At 34.4% G+C, this 23,937-nt stretch carries 20 protein-coding genes; 5 read left to right on the forward strand and 15 right to left on the reverse strand.

The features are described 5' to 3' along the window. Window positions 1-2: 2 nt before the first annotated feature. Together dnaN and GQR94_RS16355 are read right to left on the reverse strand one after the other, a co-directional pair. Window positions 3-1,121, reverse strand: coding sequence for a DNA polymerase III subunit beta (gene dnaN / locus GQR94_RS16350; RefSeq protein WP_013551970.1), 1,119 nt, complete (start codon window positions 1,119-1,121; stop codon window positions 3-5). Window positions 1,122-1,428: 307 nt separating this feature from the next. Beyond that, complete coding sequence (locus GQR94_RS16355) at window positions 1,429-2,259, reverse strand: S-adenosyl-l-methionine hydroxide adenosyltransferase family protein (RefSeq protein WP_158976970.1); 831 nt, start codon at window positions 2,257-2,259, stop codon at window positions 1,429-1,431. Window positions 2,260-2,387: 128 nt separating this feature from the next. On the opposite strand from GQR94_RS16355, the gene GQR94_RS16360 reads away from it, so the two are divergent. Next, window positions 2,388-3,341, forward strand: coding sequence for a PhoH family protein (locus GQR94_RS16360; RefSeq protein WP_158976972.1), 954 nt, complete (start codon window positions 2,388-2,390; stop codon window positions 3,339-3,341). Window positions 3,342-3,386: 45 nt separating this feature from the next. Next, the gene (locus GQR94_RS16365) at window positions 3,387-4,343 is read left to right on the forward strand and encodes a phosphoribosylaminoimidazolesuccinocarboxamide synthase (RefSeq protein ID WP_158976974.1); all 957 of its coding nucleotides are present in this window, start codon (window positions 3,387-3,389) and stop codon (window positions 4,341-4,343) included. A gap of 3 nt (window positions 4,344-4,346) precedes the next feature. On the opposite strand, the gene GQR94_RS16370 is transcribed toward GQR94_RS16365, so the two are convergent. The 3 genes from GQR94_RS16370 to GQR94_RS16380 form a co-directional block, all read right to left on the reverse strand. Further along, complete coding sequence (locus GQR94_RS16370) at window positions 4,347-4,535, reverse strand: hypothetical protein (protein WP_158976976.1); 189 nt, start codon at window positions 4,533-4,535, stop codon at window positions 4,347-4,349. 164 nt (window positions 4,536-4,699) lie between these two features. Further along, entirely contained in the window at window positions 4,700-5,362 is a 663-nt protein-coding gene (locus tag GQR94_RS16375) for a PolC-type DNA polymerase III (RefSeq protein ID WP_158976978.1), read from the reverse strand. After that, window positions 5,362-7,278: a DUF294 nucleotidyltransferase-like domain-containing protein gene (locus tag GQR94_RS16380; RefSeq protein ID WP_158976980.1), complete on the reverse strand. Its 1,917-nt coding sequence runs from the start codon at window positions 7,276-7,278 to the stop codon at window positions 5,362-5,364. Before GQR94_RS16380 ends, GQR94_RS16375 begins: the two co-directional genes overlap by 1 nt. A 790-nt stretch (window positions 7,279-8,068) precedes the next feature. Between GQR94_RS16380 and GQR94_RS16385 the strand changes: the two genes are divergently transcribed. The 3 genes from GQR94_RS16385 to GQR94_RS16395 all read left to right on the forward strand — a co-directional run bounded on the left by GQR94_RS16385 (window position 8,069) and on the right by GQR94_RS16395 (window position 11,112). Then, window positions 8,069-9,133 (forward strand): methyltransferase, encoded by a 1,065-nt coding sequence (locus GQR94_RS16385; RefSeq protein ID WP_158976982.1) that lies wholly within the window; start codon window positions 8,069-8,071, stop codon window positions 9,131-9,133. A gap of 24 nt (window positions 9,134-9,157) precedes the next feature. After that, the gene (locus GQR94_RS16390) at window positions 9,158-9,874 is read left to right on the forward strand and encodes an RluA family pseudouridine synthase (protein ID WP_233268379.1); all 717 of its coding nucleotides are present in this window, start codon (window positions 9,158-9,160) and stop codon (window positions 9,872-9,874) included. 182 nt (window positions 9,875-10,056) lie between these two features. Then, window positions 10,057-11,112, forward strand: a complete 1,056-nt coding sequence (locus tag GQR94_RS16395) for an NAD(P)/FAD-dependent oxidoreductase (RefSeq protein WP_158976984.1) — start codon at window positions 10,057-10,059, stop codon at window positions 11,110-11,112. A gap of 480 nt (window positions 11,113-11,592) precedes the next feature. On the opposite strand, the gene GQR94_RS16400 is transcribed toward GQR94_RS16395, so the two are convergent. From GQR94_RS16400 to GQR94_RS16445, 10 genes are all read right to left on the reverse strand, one after another. Then, window positions 11,593-13,431 (reverse strand): PLP-dependent transferase, encoded by a 1,839-nt coding sequence (locus GQR94_RS16400; RefSeq protein WP_158976986.1) that lies wholly within the window; start codon window positions 13,429-13,431, stop codon window positions 11,593-11,595. A gap of 141 nt (window positions 13,432-13,572) precedes the next feature. After that, window positions 13,573-14,301, reverse strand: coding sequence for an SIP domain-containing protein (locus tag GQR94_RS16405; RefSeq protein ID WP_158976988.1), 729 nt, complete (start codon window positions 14,299-14,301; stop codon window positions 13,573-13,575). Window positions 14,302-14,312: 11 nt separating this feature from the next. After that, on the reverse strand, window positions 14,313-15,173 hold the full coding sequence (locus GQR94_RS16410; RefSeq protein ID WP_158976990.1) for an SDR family oxidoreductase: 861 nt from the start codon (window positions 15,171-15,173) through the stop codon (window positions 14,313-14,315). A 33-nt stretch (window positions 15,174-15,206) separates the two neighbouring features. Next, entirely contained in the window at window positions 15,207-15,821 is a 615-nt protein-coding gene (locus GQR94_RS16415) for a ferric reductase-like transmembrane domain-containing protein (RefSeq protein ID WP_158976992.1), read from the reverse strand. Window position 15,822: 1 nt separating this feature from the next. Next, window positions 15,823-16,020, reverse strand: a complete 198-nt coding sequence (locus tag GQR94_RS16420) for a hypothetical protein (protein WP_158976994.1) — start codon at window positions 16,018-16,020, stop codon at window positions 15,823-15,825. A 241-nt stretch (window positions 16,021-16,261) separates the two neighbouring features. Further along, complete coding sequence (gene acs / locus GQR94_RS16425; protein ID WP_158976996.1) at window positions 16,262-18,169, reverse strand: acetate--CoA ligase; 1,908 nt, start codon at window positions 18,167-18,169, stop codon at window positions 16,262-16,264. A gap of 268 nt (window positions 18,170-18,437) precedes the next feature. After that, window positions 18,438-19,514: an anhydro-N-acetylmuramic acid kinase gene (locus GQR94_RS16430; RefSeq protein WP_158976998.1), complete on the reverse strand. Its 1,077-nt coding sequence runs from the start codon at window positions 19,512-19,514 to the stop codon at window positions 18,438-18,440. Between the two features lie 10 nt (window positions 19,515-19,524). Further along, on the reverse strand, window positions 19,525-21,099 hold the full coding sequence (locus GQR94_RS16435) for a glycoside hydrolase family 3 protein (RefSeq protein ID WP_158977000.1): 1,575 nt from the start codon (window positions 21,097-21,099) through the stop codon (window positions 19,525-19,527). After that, a complete protein-coding gene (locus GQR94_RS16440; RefSeq protein ID WP_158977002.1) occupies window positions 21,092-22,366 on the reverse strand; it encodes an AmpG family muropeptide MFS transporter in 1,275 nt (424 codons plus the stop codon). The genes GQR94_RS16435 and GQR94_RS16440 overlap by 8 nt, the downstream gene beginning before the upstream one ends. Then, window positions 22,359-23,873 carry a glycoside hydrolase family 10 protein gene (locus GQR94_RS16445; RefSeq protein ID WP_158977004.1) on the reverse strand — a complete coding sequence of 505 codons (1,515 nt, stop codon included), beginning with the start codon at window positions 23,871-23,873 and terminating at the stop codon, window positions 22,359-22,361. The genes GQR94_RS16440 and GQR94_RS16445 overlap by 8 nt, the downstream gene beginning before the upstream one ends. Between the last annotated feature and the right edge of the window lie 64 nt (window positions 23,874-23,937).

Raw genomic sequence — 23,937 nt, forward strand, 5'->3', positions numbered from 1 at the left:
TATTAATTATTAAGCATAACAGGCATTACAAGCATTGTTACCAATTCTCCTTCATCTAAACCATCCACAGGTGTTAAAATACCAGCTCTATTTGGTAAACTCATTTCTAATGAAACATCATCAGAAGTTAAGTTCGCTAGCATTTCCACTAAAAATCTTGAGTTAAAACCAATTTGCATATCATCACCTTGGTATGAGCATGTTAAACGCTCTTCTGCTTTATTACTGTAATCAATATCTTCAGCAGAAATATTAAGTTCTGCACCAGCAATTTTTAAACGTATTTGGTGCGTTGTTTTATTTGAGAATATAGAAACTCTACGAACAGAGCTCAATAATTGATTTCTAGAAATAGACAATACATTAGGGTTTTCCTTAGGAATCACCGCTTCGTAATTTGGATACTTACCGTCTATTAAACGACAGATAAGTTCTGTATTTTCGAAACTAAATTTTGCGTTACTCTCGTTGTATTCTATTGTTACGTCTGATTCACTACCTCCTAAGATACCTTTCAAAAGATTTAAAGGCTTTTTAGGCATAATAAATTCCGCCACTTGCGAAGCAGAGATATCTGTTCTTTGGTATTTTACCAATTTATGTGCATCGGTAGCTACAAAGGTTAAACTCTCAGGAGAGAACTGAAAAAAGATACCGCTCATTACAGGTCTTAAATCATCATTACCTGCAGCAAAAATGGTTTTGTTGATAGCGGTAGCTAAAATGTCTCCTATAATTGTTGTAGAACTTGGGTTCGCCAATTCTACAGCTTTAGGAAACTCAGCTCCATCTGCATAGGCTAAAGCATATTTACCGTGGTTAGAGCTAATTTCAACAGTATTGTTGTCTTCAACAACAAAGGTTAACGGTTGCTCTGGAAAGGTTTTTAATATATCTAATAATAATTTTGCAGGTACTGCAATTAAACCTTCATTGTCTGAATCTACGTTTAAAACAGAACTCATGGTAGTTTCTAAATCTGAAGCAGAAACAATTAATTGGTTTTGTTTTAAATCAAATAGAAAATTATCTAGAATTGGTAGTGTATTGCTGTTGTTAATTACGCCACCTAAAACTTGCAATTGTTTAAGTAAATACGTGCTAGATACTATAAATTTCATTCCTTATGTGTTTTATTTTCTCTTTAAATCTATTGATGAATTGGTAACTTAAAAACTGAATCCCCTGAATTACTAAGACCATCGCAAGAAAAACAAAGATATTTTAAATGTTGTTTTTAATGAAACAAACTTATCAACAGTTATTGTCCTGTATGTCTGTACAAATATAACATAATAATTATGCTTTTTTAGGATCTAAACCTACTGTTAATCAGCATAAATCTTATAAAGTTTAGGGGCTATTTTTTTTAGATTCAATATACTGATTTTTAACAATGTTTATAAGTAGCCTAAAACGACTTCTGTTTTATTCAAAATCTATGGTGATTGTATCTCTATAATCTAAACCAAGCAGGGTCGAAGCACCTCCTACGGTATTTAAATCGCTTTTGTAAATTGCTAATTCTATATAATTGGATGAATTAAAAAGTGCTAGTAGATCTCCGGGCCCGTTTCGCTTATCTTTTTCTAATTCAAAATTTATAATATCACTATACTTATTATGTATTTTAGTAATTTTTCTATTCCGAGCATTCAAAATAAAGTCTCTTCCTTTACGATAAGCATCAAAGGTGTGTTTTTCTATATTGGTAATAACATTCCCAAAATTGTCTATATATATTACACTACCTACAATACCATTGCCGTTTTCTGTAATTCTTGGAGCAAATTCTCGAATATCTTTGAGTTTATTAAATAATTTACCAACAACTTCTAGCGTCCCTCCGCGTGCAATATGGCAGGCTACTTTTACAAATACATCTAGTACCGGAAAAGATCCGTGTTCGGGGTTAGGAATATTAATTTCAACTACTTTATCAGGAGTTATTTCAGAGGTGATTAAACCTATTACACCATTGTTTGCAGTTATGAAATAATGGCCATCTACAAGTACTGCAATGTGTTGGTTTTCAGGAGTTGGCTCAGAATCTACGCCTACAATATGTATGGTTCCTTTTGGAAAACTCTTATAAGAATTTTTTAAAATATAAGCACATTCTGGAATATTAAACGGACTTATTTCATTAGAGATGTCAACAATTTTAGCATCGGCTAATTCCGAATATATAGCGCCTTTAATAACGCCTACAAAATGGTCTTTATATCCGAAATCAGTAGTTAATGTAATTATTGCCATATAAGACTGTTGATATGTTTTTTACTTTATGAAACTGATTTTTACTTAAGTTTGTTTAACAAAATTACGCAAATTTTAAAGCAACTAAAATTAATATTCAACAGGCAAGTAATTAAATCCCATATTCTTTGAAAGAACTACTAATTGAACTCACAGAAATTAGTCCTAGAGATTTTTTTGGACAGCAAAATGAAAATATAGACTTAATAAAAAAATACTTTCCAAAGCTAAAAATTGTAGCAAGAGGTAGTAAAATAAGAGTCTATGGCGATGATGAACTCCTTGAAGAGTTCAATAGGCGTTTTGACATGTTAAAGGAGCATTACCTCAAGTATAATAAACTTGATGAGAATAGTATTGAACGTTTGCTGATGAGTACAGCAAAAGATGATTTATCTTCTTCGGAAAGTAGTGGGGAAGTTATTATTCATGGCGTTAGTGGTCGTTTAATAAAAGCACAAACGGTCAATCAGCGCAAATTAGTGGATGCCGTACGAAAAAATGATATGGTTTTTGCTATTGGGCCTGCCGGTACTGGTAAAACGTACACTGCCGTTGCGCTTGCTGTTAAAGCATTAAAAGAGAAAAAAGTAAAGCGAATTATTTTAACTCGTCCCGCAGTAGAAGCAGGTGAAAATCTAGGTTTCTTACCAGGCGATTTAAAGGAAAAATTAGACCCGTACATGCAGCCTTTATATGATGCTTTACGCGATATGATTACGCCAGAAAAATTAGCTTTTTATATTGAAAATGGCACCATACAAATTGCACCATTGGCATTTATGCGCGGTAGAACATTAGATCATGCTTTTGTCATCTTGGACGAAGGGCAAAATACCACCCATGCCCAGATGAAAATGTTTTTAACAAGGATGGGTAAAAATGCGCAGTTCTTAATTACAGGAGATCCAGGGCAAATAGATTTGCCTAGAAGAACGGTTTCGGGCCTTAAAGAAGCATTATTAGTCCTGCAAAACGTAGAGGGAATATCCATTATTCATTTGGATGATAAAGATGTTATCCGTCATAAATTAGTCAAAAAAGTAATTGAAGCTTACAAAGGTTTAGAACACCAAAATTAGCCTTCAGTTTAAAATAAAATAATAGCAATCACATTACCTAAGCGCATGAGCAATACAATTACAGATACAAATTTTAATTTCCCAGGGCAACTTAATATTTATAAAGGAAAAGTAAGAGAAGTATATACTTTAGCAAACGATATAATGGTGATGGTTGCTACAGATAGACTTTCTGCTTTTGACGTGGTGATGCCTAAAGGAATTCCTTACAAAGGGCAAATTCTTAATCAGATTGCTACGAAAATGATGGCAGACACGGCTGATATTGTTCCTAATTGGTTGTTAGCAACGCCAGACCCAAATGTTGCTATTGGTCACGCTTGTGAACCTTTTAAAGTAGAAATGGTAATTCGTGGATATATGTCTGGTCATGCCGCTCGTGAATATAAAGCGGGTAAAAGAATGCTTTGTGGGGTAGCATTACCAGAAGGGTTAATAGAGAATGATAAATTCCCTGAACCTATCATTACACCAGCTACAAAAGCGGAAATGGGCGATCATGATGAAGATATTTCGAGAGAAGATATTTTAAAAAGAGGAATTGTTTCTGAGCAGGATTATATCATCTTAGAAAACTATACGAAAGCTCTTTTTCAGCGTGGAACTGAAATTGCTGCAAAGAGAGGATTAATATTAGTAGATACTAAATATGAATTTGGAAAAACCAAAGATGGAAAAATTGTATTGATTGATGAAATACATACTCCAGATTCCTCACGTTATTTTTATTCAGATGGGTATAGCGAAAGACAGCAAAATGGGGCAGAACAAAAACAACTTTCTAAGGAGTTTGTACGTCAATGGTTAATTGCAAATGATTTTCAAGGTTTAGAAGGTCAAAAAGTACCAGTAATGTCTGATGATTATATTACAACGGTATCAGACAGGTATATTGAACTTTATGAAAATATAGTAGGAGAGACCTTTCAAAAAGCTAATATTTCTGATATTCAAGCAAGAATAGAAAAGAATGTTTTAGCCTATTTAGAAAAAACGAAATAAAAATTACTTTGTAATATTAAGAGCAGAAATAAGATTTGCTTTTTTTACAGGCATTTTATGACTTGTATTTTGTTTTTCTATATTTTTAATAGCTGAAGATTTAGGATTTTCTTGAGTCGTTCCGTAAAAAGTTGCTGACCCAATAAATGTCATAAGGAAAATAAAGCTCTTAATTTTTTGAATTCTTTTCATGCTCTCGGAGGTTTGTTTGCTGAAATTAATAAAATATTCCTAAAAGAGTGCATTTTATCTTAAAAAATTACGTTTAAACGGTAAATTGTTTGTTATCTGAGGTTCTTGAGTCCCTTTTCGCCTTTTTTCGCAATTAGAGAGGGTTTTAATTTGTATTTTGATAATTACTTTAGTAAAAAATTGAGTGTCACCTCTTTTTTTGATTCTTTTAATTTGTTGACAATCTTTAGAAAGAGAATGGCAGTGATATACGCATCGCCCATGGCCGTGTGTCTGTCTTTCTTAGAGATGCTAAATTTATCGGCTAATTCGTCTAAGCTGTAATTATCTTTCTTTACAATTAAATTGGATCTAATAATGGTCTTTTTGTATAAATGAGAAGTGTCTAAATAGATGTTTTTTAATTCAGGCAATCCATTTCTCAAGAGGGCATTGTTAATCATATTTAAATCGAAAATGGCATGGTGCGCAATGAGTATACTATTCCCAACATAATTAATAAATTGCTCTAAAGCTTCAAATTCAGTTACCCTAGAAATTTTACTGTTTTTAAGTATTCCGTGAATAGGAGCGGCATCCTTACCATATACTTGTTGCGTAATATAGACTTCAAAACCATCTTTTATTATGATGCGTTGTTGTACTAATTTTAGAGCGCCAATACACAACATCCTATCTTTAGAATAATCAAAACCTGTGGTTTCCGTATCTAAAACAGTAAATACGTTATCACTTAGTTTTTCAGAAGCTTTTTCTTTAAACTTTAATTCGTAATCTTTCCAAAATTGAGGAAGTTCGGGTTTGTCTTTTTTAAAAAAGTGAAACATTACATTGATTTTAATTGAAACCTTAGCGTGACAAGTTCTTGTATTTCTTTTATTGTTTTAAAGGTACGTTTAAGTTTAATCTTTTCCTCTTTACTCAAATTATTCAAATCAATATACCGTCCCGAGTTGTTATGTGCTAAACCTTGCTTTGTTCTAAACTTTAGTAATGCTTTTGAAGCGTAAGAACAAGCCATATAAATTTCTTTATTGTTTGGTTCTAATTCGGCTAATTTTTCAAAGCGTTCTGCGGTATTGTTTATAGATTTAATAGCGTGGGAGAGAATCAGTACCCGTGCCGCATCGGTTAAGGGTCTTAATGCTCTACTTTTTACATCAAAAGAGTCTTTATGAGCACCATCTTGTTCTACCAAAAATTGCCTAAAAAAACCTGTAGGCGAAGGGTTTTGAAGTGCTCCTTTCGCTAAATGCACAAAAAATATTGGATACTTTTTTACCGTGTAAAAAATATGTTCAGAAAGTCCAGTTACTAAACTAGGTTCTCCATAAATGAAATTGTAATCAAAAAAGATGGAGGATAGTAATACTTCATCAATTCCTGGATTAATAATCCAGTGCGATGTTGTTTTCTTCCATTCACTAAAACTCAAACACCATTGCGGATTTGATGCCATCATTTCAGCAGGGCAATATTCATAACCAATTTCATTCAAACCTTTTGTTACTAATGCAGAAAAATTTAAAAAATAGGTCGTCGTTTTAGGGAGCATATCTTCCGATACATCTTCAAAAATTAATGCATTATCTTGGTCCGTATGTAACATTTGTTCGCTTCTTCCTTGGCTTCCAAGGGCCAACCAAGCAAATTTTACAGGCGGTTTACTTTCCATTTTATCCAATGAAATTTTAATCACTTGTTTTAAACAAGCATCATTTAACTCAGATATAATCTTAGATACCAAGGTCATTGGAATATTTTGAGATAGATACCCTTGCAATAAATCCATAATACCTTTGCGTATAGGTTTAAGATGTTTAACTTTCTTAGCACGTTTTATGGCTTTAATTAAAACAGCAGGGTTGTTACCTAAAGCCACCATTACATCGTGTTTTGAGAGTATTCCGACTAATTTAGTTGCTACCGTTCCGTCTTTTGTAAGACATAAATGACTGATGTTACTTTTCATCATAGCCATTTGTGCCTGTGTAATCGTAAGGTCTTTAGGGTACGTAATCACAGGACTCGTCATAATTTTACTAACAGCGGTAGTTATAGGATAATCGCCGGTCACTATTTTATTACGTAAATCCTTGTCTGTAATAATTCCTATAGGTAACATATCTTTAACAATAAGAATGGCTCCAATTTGCTTGGAGGTCATTATCTCGGCAGCTTTTTTTACTGTAGTTCGTGGGCCGCAAGAAATAATTTTTTTAGAATATTGTACAGGTTGCAAATCTATAAGAGGCAAATTAGGAGTGCTTTGGTCTGGATCAGAATTGTCACTGTATAATTTACCGCGGTAATTTTTTGAATATGGATTTCTAGTGTTAGAAGCAAAACTTTCAATTAAAAAATTACCTACCGCTGTATTGTTTAAAGCTAGTGGTTTAAATAAGGCAATGGGAATAGCATAAAGAATACTTTCTTCATGTGCCTTTGCTTCCAGTTCATAGTTTTCGTTGGCCATTAGAGGGCGTAAACCAAAAATGTCTCCCTCATCACAAATATCTACGATAGTATTACTTGTTTTTCTAGTTAATGATACGGCACCTTTATGTATCACATAGAAGTGGTCGTGACCCACTTCTTTCTCTGTAAAAATTACACTATCCTTTTCTTGGTATATAATAGTTATTTGTTCCGAAAGGAGCTGTAAATCGTTCGTTTTTAATCCATTAAATGGAGGGTAATTTTTTAAAAAATCTGCTACGCGTTGCGATATGGTGTTTTTCATGGAAAAGCATTCTACAGTAAAAATAATGTATCTAAGTCAAATGTGGTTTTTAAGAAGACAGTTTTTATCACAGGGAATTACAAATAAAGTATCGTAGCTATTTATTTGTTTTGTTAGAATTACGGTAAAAATTAAGAAGTCAACATTAGGTAAGATAGTGCAGAGGTTACATTCCATTTTTATGTTCAAGAGGTTTATTTTTTCAATGTTGCATATCTATTGATTATTACTTTAGTATTCTTCCTAGAATAGGGTTTTAAAAAGTATATTTACACCGTATTATTTATCCTTTCGCTTCACTTGAGCGAATTGCTGTGGCTTTTTTTATGAGCCCTTATTTTGATTTATGAAACGCTAGTGGCCAACTTAATGCCTGATTGCTAGTAAGTAGCTATTTAATAGTTTTTAATCTTACGCATTGCTAATGTCATTAGTCTGCAATTCGTTTCAATTCAAAAAAGCATGGTTTATTTAAAAGCACTTTTACTATAGACAGGTCTGTCCTTATATAAGACCCTATTCTTAGATGCTACACCCGGAATAAGGAGGATCCACATCACAAAAAGAGGAAAGGGCTTCCTGTAGATGCTCTATTTTCAGGCTTGGGCGTGTCCTTGTTGCTGAAAAAGGTTCAGCCGCAAGGTCGGGCTTTCCGTTTCAATTCCTCGCACCACTTCCGAAGCATCGGAATCGGGCTCCGGGATTTACACTGCAATCCCTCACGCATCCCTTTTGCCATTACAATCATAAAACAGTAAACATCAGTCATTATACACCATAAACTAAACATATGAGTACAGCTATAAAAACCAGTAAGCCAGAACCTATTCTATTAAATACACCATTAGAATTGTTCAATAGAGGAACAGACATTACGCGCACCATTAAAGCTCTAGAATCAGGGAGACCTGTGCTCGTAACAGCCTTCTATAGTAACGGACTAGTACTTCTTAAAGAATTGAAGCAATACCTTCAAAAGAAATTCCCTAATGATTCTTTTCAAGAACAGCGCAAATTTCGTGCTGCATACCAGAAACTATCCAATCTTATTTTAATAGAAATTGTCGCTCATAAATTGAGTGTAAAAAAAGCACCGTCTATTGGTTGGTTGGAAAAGTTGTATCCTGAAATAAGCGATTTTCTATTACCTTTGCCTCAAGTGCAAGGATTAAATAGTGCTTGGCAATGGTTTGAAAACGGAATTTCGGTTCCTGTACTGAGAAATAAAATGCATCCGTATTATGGCGTTTATTTTCCAACGCGTTTTGATCATTTAATACTTTTTGATCAATGGTTAAAACGTTATGAAGGCGCTAAAAAATCTGCGATAGATATCGGTATTGGGAGTGGCATACTTTCTCTTCAGATGATAAAGTACGGTTTTCAGACAGTTTTTGGAACGGACACAAATCCTAATGCAATTGTGGGGCTAACGGAATTTATGGGGGATACAAAATTGTCTAGAAAGATAGCTTTAGATCATGGTTCGTTGTTTGGGAAATTTGATAAACAGACAGAACTTATCGTTTTTAATCCGCCTTGGTTGCCGCAGGCACATAATTTAGACCGAATCGACGAAGCTATTTATTACAATAAAAATCTATTTTCAGATTTTTTTGCAGAAGCAAAAAAACACTTATTGCCAGAAGGTAAGTTAGTGGTTTTGTTTTCTAATTTAGGACAAATAACAAATGCAACAAAAGAACATCCTATAGAAATGGAATTAGCGAATGGAGGAAGGTTTCAATTAGAAAAGTGCTATAAAAAATCGGTAAAAGTAGCCTCAGATAAAACAAAGAGAGAGCAACACTGGCGTACTTTAGAAGAAGTAGAATTATGGGTGTTAACCCATTAGTAAATAATACGTGCCTATTCATTAATGACTAGTCAAGAATACCCAAATTATCAAGAAAAAAGTAGCGTGCAAATGCCAAATCTAGAAATAGTAGAAGAAAATAATGATTATATCGTCGTAAACAAAACAGCCGGCTATATAAGTGAAAAGAATCCTTATGAGGACAATACCATAGAAGACCAGGTTTTTAAACACCTTTTACAAAAGAAGCGAAAACCCTATGTCGGGGTTATTCATAGATTGGATAGAGTTACCAGTGGGGTATTAATTTTTGCTAAAAAGAAAAGTGTTCTTGTGGCTTTTAATGAATTTTTTAGTAGCAGAAAAGTTCAAAAAACATATTTGGCAATTGTTAAAAACAAGCCTGCAAAGAACAAAGGGAATTTGGTGAATTTTCTAGTGAAAAATAACCTGGAAAAAAGGGCAGACATTGTGCTAACTAAATCAAAAGAGGCTTTAGACTGTAGCCTTAGCTATGAGGTTATAGCTGAAAACGACTTTGGTTATCTTTTAGAGGTAAAACCAAAAACGGGTAGGTTTCATCAAATAAGAGCGCAATTATCACATTTAGGAGTGCCAATTATTGGCGACGAAAAATATGGATCGGATCAAGAGTATTATCCTCTTTCTGTTTGTCTTCATTCTTGGAAGTTAAGCTATCAGGTTTCTGGGACTAATGAGAATAAAACTTTTGTCGCTCCTTTGCCAAAGAATAAGTTTTGGGAATTTAAATCTTTGTAAACTATGCTAAAATGCTTGTCGTTTTTACAAAGAACATTGGTTGTATTCTTTGATTCCTGATGACATCAAAAAAAACTAATAATTTATAGGCAATCAAAAGTATCTCCTTTTTAATTCCGGAAATGGACTTAGATTCCATCTAATGATGGTTACTTTTGCGACTAATTTTGTATAGGATTAGAATGAGTAATAAGAAGTTAGATTATGTAGTGATTGGAGCGGCTCAAGCGGGCTTGGCTATGGGATATCATTTACAAAATATGAATAAGAAGTTTCTGGTTATTGATGGTGAAGAAGAAATTGGAGCTTCATGGTTAAATAGATGGGATTCATTAAAGCTATTTACATCTACCGAATACAATCATTTACCTGGCTTAAAATTTGATGCCCCAAAAGGACATTATCCTACGAAATTTGAAGTTGCGGCCTATTTTAAATTATATGTAAAGACATTTGATATTCCTGTACAGCTAAACACTTTAGTAACCTCCGTTCGTAAAACAGAAAAAGGATTTTTTATTGCGCATAAAGATGGCATGCTCGAGGCAGATCATGTCATTGTAGCGACAGGACCATTCCATATTCCTTATACACCTCCTTGTCATACCAAACTATCAAAGAGTGTGCTCCAAATGCATAGTAATTATTATAAAGGATTAAACCAGTTGCAAGAGGGAGATGCTTTGGTTGTTGGTGGTGGAGATTCTGGATACCAAATTCTAAATGAAATTTCTAAAGATGGCTCTAGAACCGTATATTTTTCTGGGAACACAAATGTAAAATCCATTCCTCAGCAATTTTTAGGTAAAACAATATGGTGGTGGTTTACCTTAATTGGTTTTTTAAGTTATACCAAATATAGTTGGATAGGTAAGAAGATTAATTCCTCTACGCAACCAGTAATCGGTACAGATGTTAAGGAAATTCTTTCTAGAAAAAACGTCATCCCCGTAGGAAGAACTAAAGATGCCTTGCAGGAGGAAATGTTTTTTGAATCTAAGAAAATTTCTACCATTAAAAATATTGTTTGGGCAACAGGGTACCGTCCAAATTTTAAATGGATAGAAGGTTTGGAACTGGATGCTAATAGCTATCCAAAAAATTATAGGGGCGTAAGTAATATAACCGGATTATATTTTATTGGGTTACCATGGATGTACACACGTGGATCTGCAACTTTAGGAGGCGTATCTAAGGATGCTAGTTATTTAGCGAATGAGATACGTAACAATGATTAATTTTAATTATTGCTTGTGTAGATTTTTAGTTCGTTGGTTTTTTATTCAAATAAGTTAGCAGTACTATAATCAAAATAGGAATTAGTACACAAATAACAACAGAAGCTTGTACGTAATTTAATCCGAAATATTCAAACCAATTTAAAAATAGAACAGACTGTTCAAATAGGGTAGTAGCGAATTTCTCAAAATCAGGGATTATAAAAATAGCAAATAAAACAAAGACTATAAAGCCAAAAATTAATGATTTTGATTTAAGTATTTTGCTTATCAAAAGAATAAAGAGGCCTGGGATTATAATATAATATATAATTATGTTGACTTCATGGTACGTAAGACCAGAGATTTTAGAAATCCATTTTAAAATATTATAAACTGCTTGAAATATACGATCCAATGTATGCTTTATGTACTTATGCTTCTAAAATTTTCGCTCAATTATTGTGCCTATTTTTAATAATAATAAAGTCATTCTCAAGGTTATATATTCTCAACAAATTTCAAAAACACGTCCTTGTGAAGTTGTAAATCTAAATCTGGAGAAAGTGATACACGAACAATATAATCTTTATCACCTTCTTTAGTAGTCCCTTGTGTAGAAGTAGCAGGTACAGTCCAATAACAACCTTTTGATTGTCCGTAGCTCACACAAAACTTACTTTCGTTAGGGATTTCTGTAATCATTAAATGGATTAACTTCAAATTCAACGCTCTCTTATATTCTTCCTTTTCTTTATCCGTAGTTCCTTTGGTAGGAAGGTCTAATGAAAATACAGAAGGTGTAAATCCTTGTGCGGCTAATGCTTCCGAAACAAAATTTATTTTAGCGGCTGGTAAAGTGGTGTGGATAAAATTTACAAATTCGCGTGTATTCTTATAGGCATCATGAATGCGCTGATTCATAGAAGGCAACTGGCTTGCCAATAGTTCATATTGTAGTGCTGTAGCCTCATTATCACACAGCATTAGATGTGTTTCTATTTTTTCAAGCAAAGCTTCAGATTTGGTGTTAGCAACACAATAGCCAGCGGTACATCGTCCACCACTCGGGAATTTTGAGCCGCTAACATAGGAGATTGTTCTAACGCTAGATAATATTTTATTTTCACCTAAAAAATGTACGTTAGGGCAAAATGTTTGATCTAAAATAAAAACGGGATCTATAGCAATGCCACCAGTTGCAGTTTTGCGCTCTTTGCTTAAAACTTCTTTTAATTTGTTAAGATCAGGAACTTCAACCCTAGGGTTTGTAGGGATTTCAGCGATGATATACGGTACCGCATCTTCTTTTGCAAGATCATCCAAAATTGCATCAATACTACGTATCATGTCATGACCACCATCAACCAATAAATCTACCACTTCTACATTATCCAGACAAGCGGCAACACGTCTAGCTTGGTCATTTGTACCTCCATAACAATTAGGAGGAACAATAAATTTTATAGCTTTTCCTTTATGGTTTTCTAAGGCATCATCAACAAGTCCCATCATGATTGCATATTGCATAGAGAGACCACTAGAAGCAACAAGAGGTTTTGTAGTTGTTCCTGTAATTTCTTTAATCCCATGCAACACACTTGTTTTATTTGCTTCAACAGTATTCTTATTCTCAATAGCAGATTGGGCAATTAAAGCTTTTAATGCTGTAAGAGAATTTGCTGGAGTCATGGCAATAGTTTCTCTTCTACGTACATGTTGTATGTCTGACACATAAGACTCATTTTTTTCACCATTTACTACTAAAATACTTCCTAAGGATCCATGAAAATTAATAAAAAAGTCTATGTTTGGATTGGTGTTCATTGCTCCTAGTTCTTGTTCTGTAAGGAGGATTGTGCTGCCCTCAAAAGCAGTTATTTCTTCTACAGCTTCAATTTTAGTTAGCTCAAATGTATATCCGTATACGCTTTTTAATAGTTCAGCATTAAAACAAGAGGGGAGTGCTCCCAAGAAAACGATTCGGGTATTTCTATTTTCTAATAGATTTTTTCTCAGAATAGCGAGTATCGGAATCGTCTTAGAAGAAAAACTGATGACATTTTCAGATTTTAAACCATGTAATTTTGCAATAGCCCATTCTAGAACACAAGATAAGGGGTGTCCTAAACGAATGTAATCATAGGCCGTAGGTAATGCGCTTAAAGTAGAAGGACTTGTAGTATTTTCTTGAAATAATGCTTCAAACTGGGTTAGAAATTCCGTTTTAGCTAATTTTTCGTCATAGATATCTAGCCGGTGTGTTGTCGTTGTCAACCAACCTTTAGGCATATTTTCTAAAACCTCTTTAATATATTTACCGACTTTAATATCATTCATAACAATTACCTTCTGATGGGCCCTAATTTACATCAATTAGATGTATTATGGGGTCATTCTAAGAAGTTTTATAGTAGGGTAGTCAAGACAAATCACGATGATTTAAACAATTTTAATGTTGTCATTCCCTTTTTTAAAAGCTTATTCCAATCCTTTTTTATCAGGATTCCAAAAAGGTTTTGTTTTTATCTGCTTAGGTTCCCAACCTAGTTCATTTTTAAAGAAAGAATGTGCCGCAATACAAACCCTACTATCACCAGCAATGTAGACCATTTTCTTCCCCTTTAAGGTAGGTGCTATGTCCTTAATTTTGGCACTAATTTCTTCGTTTGAATTTTGCAATAATTCTTTAATTTCAAAAGGATATCTTCCATCAATATCAGGGAAGAATTCCTCCTTTGGGGTGTTGTAAATTATACTAGCTACTTGTTTTTCTGCTCCAAGAGCTCTATTAATCATATAGAGGTGTGAAAGGGAAGAAAGATCTCCTATCATGAGGTAACTATCCGCAGCATCATCAGCAATAAAATTACCTTTTTTAAACTTGTAATATACGGTATCTCCTTCCTTACAATCTTTAGCCCATTGACTTCCGATACCTTTACTATGCGTGGCAATCGCTAGGTCTAGATATCCTTTAGTACCATCAATATTCCAAATGCTATAGCTTCTTATTTTATCTTTCATAGGCAATTCTTCTTTGCCAATACCAATTCCTAACCTTAGGAAAGCGCCAGGGATAAAACTGATTTTTTTAATGCTATTACTTTGAAGTCTAATTTTAAAAGCTGTTTTAGAAAGCGCAACTTTTTCTGTAATAGTAGCTTCGTCTAAAACTACGGTTTTTAAAATACGTTCTAGAATACTCACGGTTATCTGTTCTATTTTTGAGGGTGATTGTTATTGTAGTTTTCGATCATTTTCAATAGCGATTTATGAGACCTTCCAGCTACTCGTACATAATCTGATGGAACATTATTAGCGCCATTTCTTATGCCTTCATAAATACCCGCAATTACAGTTCCCATAAAATCTCCTAAAGCTTCTTTTCTTTCTTGGGCATATGCAGCTACAGAAACGGAAGTGTAAGTTAGATGGGTGTGGTAAATTGCATTAATCGCTTCTGCAAGTTGTGTTTGGGTTACAGCCTCTCCTATTAGATTATAAATCTGACCATTATGCTTTTCTTCCGTTAACATTTTTGCATAGGCATAACCTAATTCTTCTCTACTGGTGTATGCACATTTGCCATCGCCAGCACAGTTACTTATTTCTCCTTCTTTTACGTATGTTGGTATATACTCTAAATCTGGTTCTATATAAATGCCATTTCTTCCAATCACCCAATGAAGTCCGGAGTTTTTAACATCTTCTTCTGTTTGTCTATTGCTTTGAACGATAGGACTAAAAGCATTTTTGTCTTCACTCCCAATGATACTCGTATATACAATTTTTTGAAAGCCTTGGTTTTTGGCGGCTTCAATTACATTTCGGTGTTGCTCAATTCTTTTTTGAGGTTCATCCATTCCAGAAACCAATAACACGGTAGCTACACCCTGAAGTGCACTATTAAAATCTTCCCGATTATTATAATCCCCTTTTCTAATTTCCACCCCTAAATGTTTCGCTTTTTCTCGAGCTCTTGCAATACCAATAATGTTGTCTTTTCCGATTAATTTAATGAGATGTTTTATAATGGAAGCACCTAATTGTCCGCTTGCTGAGGTAACTGCTATTTTCATATGATGTATTGTTATGTTTTAAATTAAGCTATTCTAACTTTTTTTTCTAAATGCTATAATTGATGCTCTAATAAAAGGTATTCGGAGTATAAAACCAAAGCCTACAATAATTGCGTAGATAATCCATGTTTTATCTAAAATAGCCACGTGTACGATGCTTAAAAATATAATGACATAAGACAAACGCTGAAGCTTTTTCCATTTGCTTTTTAACCGTCTCATAGCTTTTCTGTTTGAGGTAACTAAAAGAGGAACTAATAATAACACGGCTAGAAACCCCGCCATATAATTTACTTGTGTAAACGTTTCAAGGAACCCTTCTGCAGCATAAAAAATTATAAAATGAATAATGCTCCAAATTGCAGTTGCAATGCCCATGGCTTGTCGTACATAGAGATTGGTCACTCCAAATAGTATAAAAAATGGGGTACAACTAAGTACTGCTGTCATCCATCGGATAGCAAATTCACCAGAAATGTGATATAACAGTTCTAAAGTGCTTTCATCACTATTTTCAACGCCTTCCTTTAAGGTGATCGCAAAACCTGATGTGTAATCAACGGCTAAGAAATTTGCTAGAATAAACAATGGGATAATTGCTAGGACGGTTACGATGAGCCAGCCGTAATTATTTTTTAGAAACTTCATTTTATTTTAAAGCGTTCAATTCTTGTAACTCTTTTTCTAAGGCCTCTGCTTTAGTTTTAAACGTCTCCATGGCTTTTTTAAGCAGACCATTTTTTTTTAAAGCCTCTTCATCCTGAACTGCAGAATACGTAATGTGACCATCTTTTTCTTTTATTTTAGAAATGCTACCGCAAGTGGGGCATTTTGCTACATCGCTCATAATTTGTTTTTAAACAAAGATCGCGACAGGAGCGTGGTTTTAAAAGGTAAAACCTATGCTAAAAATGGTAAATATGAAACCGATATAATAAAGAAATGTTATTTTTAAGTACGCTTAATTTCGAGCTACTAGTACCATGAGATTTCAATTTTATAAGATAAATTTTCGGCTATGCGTATTTAAACACATAGCCGAAAATTCATTGTTATTTATTGATCAATGGTTTCTTAAAAATTTTCCTTTACATCACATTATCAATTATTTCTTGAACTACCTCTGGGTTCAATAAGGTACTAGTGTCTCCTAAATTAGAAACGTCATTACTTGCAATCTTACGTAAAATACGTCGCATAATTTTTCCACTTCTAGTTTTTGGTAAACCTGAAACAAACTGAATCTTGTCTAATTTAGCAATAGGACCAATATGTTCTGTAATCTGTTGGTTAATTTCATTTCTTAAATTATCCCGATCTCTAGTCTCTCCAGTTTCTTTTAAAATAACGTAACCGTATAATGCATTCCCTTTTACATCATGTGGGAAACCAACAATAGCCGATTCGGCAACCGCTGGGTGTTCGTTAATAGCATCTTCAATAGGTGCTGTTCCTAGATTGTGCCCAGAAACAATAATAACATCATCTACGCGTCCTGTAATTCTATAATAACCAACAGCATCGCGCAGAGCACCATCACCCGTAAAATAGTTGTTTTTATACGCAGTAAAATACGTGTCTCTATAACGGTCATGATCTCCCCAAATGGTTCTTGCCATAGACGGCCAAGGGAATTTTATGCACAAACGCCCTTCGACTTGGTTGCCTTTAATTTCATTACCTTCTTCATCCATCAATGCAGGTTGTATTCCAATAAAAGGTAAGGTAGCATAGGTAGGTGCAGTAGGTGTTACGTAAGGGATAGGGGTAATCATGATGCCACCAGTTTCCGTTTGCCACCAGGTATCTACAATCGGACTTTTTTTCTTGCCAACATTGTTGTTGTACCAATGCCAAGCTTCTTCGTTAATAGGTTCTCCTACAGATCCTAGCACTTTTAAACTAGACAAATCATGATTCTCTACAAACTCTAAATTCTGTTTTGCCAAGGCACGAATGGCAGTCGGTGCTGTATAAAATTGATTTACTTTATGTTTCTCTATCACTTCCCAAAAGCGTCCAAAATCTGGATAAGAAGGTACGCCTTCAAACATTAATGTGGTAGCACCATTAGCTAAAGGTCCGTACACAATATACGAGTGTCCTGTAATCCAACCTATATCTGCGGTACACCAATAGACATCATTCTCACGGTATTGAAACACATTTTTAAAGGTATAAGCAGTGTATACCATATAACCTGCTGTAGTATGGACCATACCTTTGGGTCTTCCTGTTGATCCTGAAGTGTATAAAATAAATAGTGGATCTTCGGCATTCATGATTTCAGGAACGCAATCCCCATATGCAGCATCTAAAAGTGGTTGCAGCCATTGATCGCGACCTTTTTTCATATCAATAGTGCTATTGGTGCGGTTTACCACCAATACATTTTCTATCTCTGGGCATTCTTCTAAAGCTTTATCTACAATACCTTTTAAATCTATAGATTTATTTCCACGATAAGAACCATCTGAAGTAACTACCATTTTACAATCAGAATCGTTTATTCTAGTCGCTAATGCATTGGATGAAAACCCAGCAAAAACCACAGAATGAATAGCTCCTATTCTTGCACAAGCAAGAAGCGTAATGGCTAATTCAGGAATCATAGGCAGATAAACACATACACGATCTCCTTTTTTGATCCCTTTTTCTTTTAATACATTTGCCATCCGACATACACGATCGTGTAACTGGTAATAGCTAATGTGTTGCGCGTCTTCCTCTGGATTGTTAGGTTCAAAGATAATAGCTGTTTTTTCGCCTCTTGTAGACAAATGACGGTCAATGCAATTCTCTGTAATATTCAATTGAGCACCTTCAAACCATTTTACTTCTGGTTTGGAAAAGTCCCAACTCAGTACATTGTCCCATTTTTTGCGCCATAAAAAATGTTCTTCAGCTATTTCTTCCCAAAAAGCTTCTGGATTACGAACAGATTTTCGGTAGACTTGAAAATATTCTTCTAAATGTTTGATGTGATAATTACTCATTGCGCTGCCTATTTTAATTTTTTAATACTCTCTTGCGGTTTAGAGCGATTGAGTATTTGTCTATTTTCTAATTTTTAGTGCGTTCTGAAGTATTCCTTATAATGCCTAGTTTCTTAGTATAGCTAGTTGGTAAAGAAATCCTATCAAAACCTTGGGGGAGATTTTATGTTATAAATTTAATTAATAAATGTATTTTAATGAAATTACGCTTTAATTATTTATAAATATCTTAAGATAATAGTTTATATAAATGTAAATAGGCAAAATTTTAACTTGGTAAGTAAATAACGCCACTTGAAGAATTCCTTTTTGCCCCTGTTACAGAAGCCAAGACATTTATATTTTCCGTAATGCGTAACACCCCCATTAAAGCGAAAACTAAAGCTTCCTTAAAGTCAATAATTTGTTTCGTTGGGATTACCACATGTACACTATGGCCTAATTTTTCTTGTAGCATTTCGATTAAAAAAGTGTTTAATGCGCCGCCACCTGTGGTAAGTAATTCATTCTCTGGTTTAATTGTGTTTTGTAAAATCTCTTCTGCGATTTTTGTACTCACATGAAGCACCATGGTGTGTAATTTATTGGCTAATGTGTCTTCTGTTGCATCAATTATAGGAATCACTTTTGCAACAAACCATTCAAAACCAATAGATTTAGGAAATGGCAACTCATAGAATTCTAATTTGTTTAAGGCAGATAACATCATGTTATTCGGTTTTCCTTTTCGAGCTAGTGTTCCTCCATCATCAAAATCTAAACCTTCCTTTTTGGTAATATAGTTCAATCCCATATTTGCTAAGCCAATATCATAAGCAATTCTTTTGCCTTGAAAATCAAACGATATATTACTAATTCCGCCTAAATTTAAACAGAAATCATAATCACTAAAAAATAACTGATCTCCAATAGGGACTAAGGGCGCACCTTGTCCCCCAAGCGCAACATCATTAGTCCTAAAATCACAGAGTACAGGAAGTCCTACTTCATTTGCTATATGCTGACCAGAACCTATCTGAAACGTAAATCCATTTTGAGGTTGATGATGTGTAGTGTGTCCGTGACTCGCAATATAATCTACCTCTAAATGATTCTCATGAATAAACTTTTTTGCTTCGATACCAAGCCATTCGCCATAGCTATTATGAAACTGTAATAAATCTGATGCTGATAGGAAAATGGACTCTTTTAGCTTTTTTTCCATTTCTGGAGAATATGAAACACTTTTTGTAGCCATGATTTTAAAATCCCATACGGCATTTTCTTCCCAGATGTGGCAATAAGCGAGATCTAATCCGTCTAACGACGTTCCAGACATTAATCCTATAATTTTATATTTTTTCATAAAATTTCCTTTAGCTTTTAATGGTAACAGGGATTTTTCCAGGTGCTGTATTATGACCTAAAAAGTGCTGTGCTGCATTCACTTGAAATGTTTCAAAATTCTGATAGGCAATGACTACGGCTATTGCCTTCTCTGTGTTAAGGTGATTTAGTACATAAGGGTTTCCAAAGAGGTAAAGTACTACGTTTTTTGTCGCAATAAGGGTGTCGATTAAATCAAGCTGTTCTTGGGAGATATCAAATAAATTTGCAGGTTTAGCCTTCGGCGGATAAATTGCGATCAACACATTGTCAAATTTTGATAATTGCGTTCCCAATTGCTGTAAACCATCAACTTTTTGAAAACTTATTTCTTCAGCGATAGTATCAAAAAAAGTGGAATCTTCTGTTGATCCAATTGTCAATCCGATAAAATTATGCCTCTTGAAATCCTTTATGGAACCTTGAAAAAGAGTTAGACTTTCTTTAGCAATAGCTTTATTTAAAACCGAGGCGTTAGATAGTGGTACGGTGGGCACCTCTTTTTTAATAGCTTTTTCTTTTAGCAACCATATACGTTTAAAACTTTCTTCTATTTGTTCTTCTGTTGCATTGTTAAGAATTGTTTTAATTCCTTCTTGTACATGTTCAGAGAAACATAGAACGTCATTTCCTGCATCAAAAGCCAACCATTCTAATGCTCCTTTTGTTGTATAATTTTTAGATATGGCATGCATATTTAACGCATCGGAAATAATAACGCCTTTAAAATTCATTTCATCCCTGAGTAAATCTTTGAGCATTTTTTTTGATAAGCTAGAGGGAATTTTATCTCCATCGGCTAAAGCAGGAATAGACAAATGCCCAGCCATAATACTATCAACACCTTCATTAATTAAGTGTTGAAAAGGAAATAATTCATTCTTAATTAATTCTTCTTTTGACTTTTCAATTAGGGGAAGTCCCAAATGTGAATCTACAGCGGTATCACCATGACCAGGAAAATGTTTTATGCATGAAAGTACACCTTCTATTTCAGTGCCTTTGATAAACGCAGCCGCTTTTAAGGTGACTAAATATTTGTTTTCACCGAAAGAACGATAGCCTATTACGGGATTGTTGGGGTTATTGTTAATATCTACAACGGGTGCTAAATTCCAATGGATTCCTGCTGTTTTGCAATCGCGTGCAATTTGTTTTCCTAGGCTAAATATTAAATATTCATTGTTTTGTATGGCTCCTAAAGTTATAGCATAAGGGTACTGTGGTGTATTTTCAATTCGCATCGCTAAACCCCATTCGGCATCAATACTTATTAAAAGAGGGTATTTTGATTTGTTTTGATAGCGTTGGATTAACTTCCTTAATGTTTCAAAGCTGTTTTCATTGTACACAATTTTCTTTTTGCCTTCAAAATTAGTTGCGGCACTTGCGCGACTATGAAAAAAACATAAGCCCCCAATGGCAGCCTCAGAAATTAGTTTTTCTACCTGTAAAATTTCTTCTTCAGAATCATTTATGAAGGCAGCAGGCATAAATAACTGTCCCACTTTTTCAGATAAGGAAAGCGTTGTTTTAGCCTTGCTATATGCGGTAATATTATTCATTTTTTATGACATCTTTTTTTCCGAAATCTGCCGGATATTTTAAATATTTTAATAAAAATAAAGAGGGTAGGGCAGCAATGACTACCCATACAAAGAAGCCGCCATAGCCTAGCCAACTTTGCATAAACCCACTAATCATCCCAGGAACCATCATCCCTAATGCCATAAACCCTGTGGCAATAGCATAGTGTGAGGTTTTAGATTTGCCGTCTGCGATATAAATTAAGTACATTAGAAATGCAGCAAAACCAAACCCGTAACCAAATTTTTCTAGTACAATAGTAGCAGAGACCGCAATAATATTTGTAGTTTTTGTAAGGGCAAGAATAGCATAGAAAAAATTAGGGATGTTTAAGGATAATACCATGGGGAGCATCCATTTTTTTAATCCGTTTTTAGAGATCAATATGCCACCTAATATTCCGCCTACAGTAAGTGCCACCACACCAATAGTCCCTAGAACAATTCCTAGTTCCTTTGTGGTAAAACCTAGACCTCCTTTTTCGGGAGTATCTAATAAAAATGGAGAAGACATTTTTACCAATTGCGATTCTCCTAAACGATAGGTAAGAATAAAAGCTAAGGCAATGCCTATTTGTGGTTTCTTAAAAAAGCTGCGAAATATTTCTAGGAAACCTTCTGGTTTTTGAATCGGTTCTTCGGATGAAGATTCGTACTTAGGGCTTGCAAAAAAGTTAGCTACAGTCAATGCAAGCATTAAAACAGCCGTTGCGGTCATGGTTATACTCCAAGCTTTTGTAGAATCGCCATATTTTTCTTCTAAAAACCCTGCGCCAAAAACAATCAAACCTTCTCCAGTAACCATAGCCAAGCGATAGAAGGTACTTCTTAATCCTACAAAAAAGGATTGTTTTTTTTCTGTTAATCCCAACATATAATACCCGTCTGAAGCAATGTCATTGGTTGCAGATGCAAAAGCAGCCATCCAAAAACAAGCTAGGGTAGTGGTGAAAAACATATTTGTAGGGATGGTTAAACCAACACCAAACAAGGCTAAGGCAATAAGTAGTTGCATACCTAGAAACCATTTTCGTTTAGTGCTTTTTAAATCTACAAGCGGACTCCAAAATGGTTTTAAAACCCATGGCAGGTACAATAGGCTGGTATAAAGACCAATATCTTCATTGCTCACCCCTAATTTTTTATACATGATTACAGAAACCGTCACCACTAAAACATAAGGAAGACCTTGTGTGAAATATAAAATAGGCACCCAAGCCCATGCTCCTTTGTCTTTTTTAATCATACTGTGATATTTGATCTAAATTTATAAAAATAGGTGCTGTTTCTTGTCTGAATTTGTCAATAAAGACTAAAGCAATTTTCTTTTTCCTTTTTATCGTGTTTTTGGAAATTAAAACTGAATTGGGCAATACAGCAATCTTAAGACTCAATAGTTTTTTCAAATCAGGTTGTTTTTTTTTGCTTTTTTTTGTTTGAAAAACCAGTCCATAGTTGAAGTTTTCAAGGCTATCAAATTGAATAGCGATTATGGTATCTGCGATAGTAATACGTTCTATTTTTGGACGAGCGACTTTATTTGTAGTTTGGTTAGGAGCACTTGGGTTTAAAGCAATCTGACTATAGTATTTTCGTTTTAATATGTTTACCACATCTTCGTGCTCATTCATTAGGCTTTTAGCACTAAAAAAAGCATTCCCTTGAATTTTGGGTGTCTCGCGACCTAATTTTATTTGATTCGGAAGTTCTCTTTTATTATCCCATGCTTTATCGCTATTAGTTCTAATTTTATAGGGACCGTTACCCATATAAAGATTCGTGCTATAACTATTTTTTGCCCACCATTCCATAATAGTTTTATGCGATGCTACAGGTAGACTTATGCTCCAATAAGCCTGTGGAATAATGTAGTCTATCCAGCCTTTCTGCATCCAAAGTAAGGGATTGGCATAGAGGTCATCATAAGTTGTTTGCCCTGCTTGAGTATCTGAACCTCTAGCGTCTGTAGCCTTATTCTTCCATACACCAAACGGACTTACGCCAAATTGCACCCACGGTTTTTCTTTCTTAATGGTATAATTTGCTTTCTGAATGAGAGAATCTATATTGCTACGTCTCCAGTCCTCTAAGGTTTGTTGTGGTAATTTGTATTGATTATAAGTCTCCGCGTCATTAAAAGTTTCTCCAGTTATTTTGTACGGGTAAAAATAATCATCAAAATGAATAGCATCAACCGAATAATTTTTCACTATTTCTTCTATAATAGCCGTCATGTGATCTTGGACAGCAGGCGCTCCCGGGTTGTAATAATATTTCTTACCATATTTCACCATCCACTCAGGATGCGTTACGTAATCATGTTGCTCGCTTAAAAATTCAGTTTTAAGATCAAAAGTAGCTCTGTAGGGGTTTAGCCAGGCGTGAAATTCCATGCCCCTTTGATGTGTTTCAGAAATCATCCATGCTAAGATATCTTCCTTGGTGTCAGGTGCGACACCCTGTTTTCCTGTTAAATATTGGGACCAAGGAGCGTAATCAGAGGGATAAAAAGCATCTCCGGCTGTTCGTATTTGAACGATGGCTGTGTTAAAGTTTAGCTTATCATAAAAATCTAAAATTTTAAGATAGTCTTCTTTTTGCTTTTCTATAGCATCATTTCCGTTTTTTGGCCAATCGATATTTACGACAGTAGCCACCCAAAAACCTCTAAATTCTCTTTCTGGCAGCTTTTTTTTCAGCGCAACACAGGAGATAAGAAGTGGAACCAATAGAAATAGAAATATTTTTTTCATTTACGCTTTTATTCGCCAAGGTAAAGTATTCTTTTTTTTAAAAACCCAGCACAACAAAGTTGTA

The sequence above is a fragment of the Cellulophaga sp. L1A9 genome (assembly GCF_009797025.1).
Lineage (GTDB): Bacteria > Bacteroidota > Bacteroidia > Flavobacteriales > Flavobacteriaceae > Cellulophaga.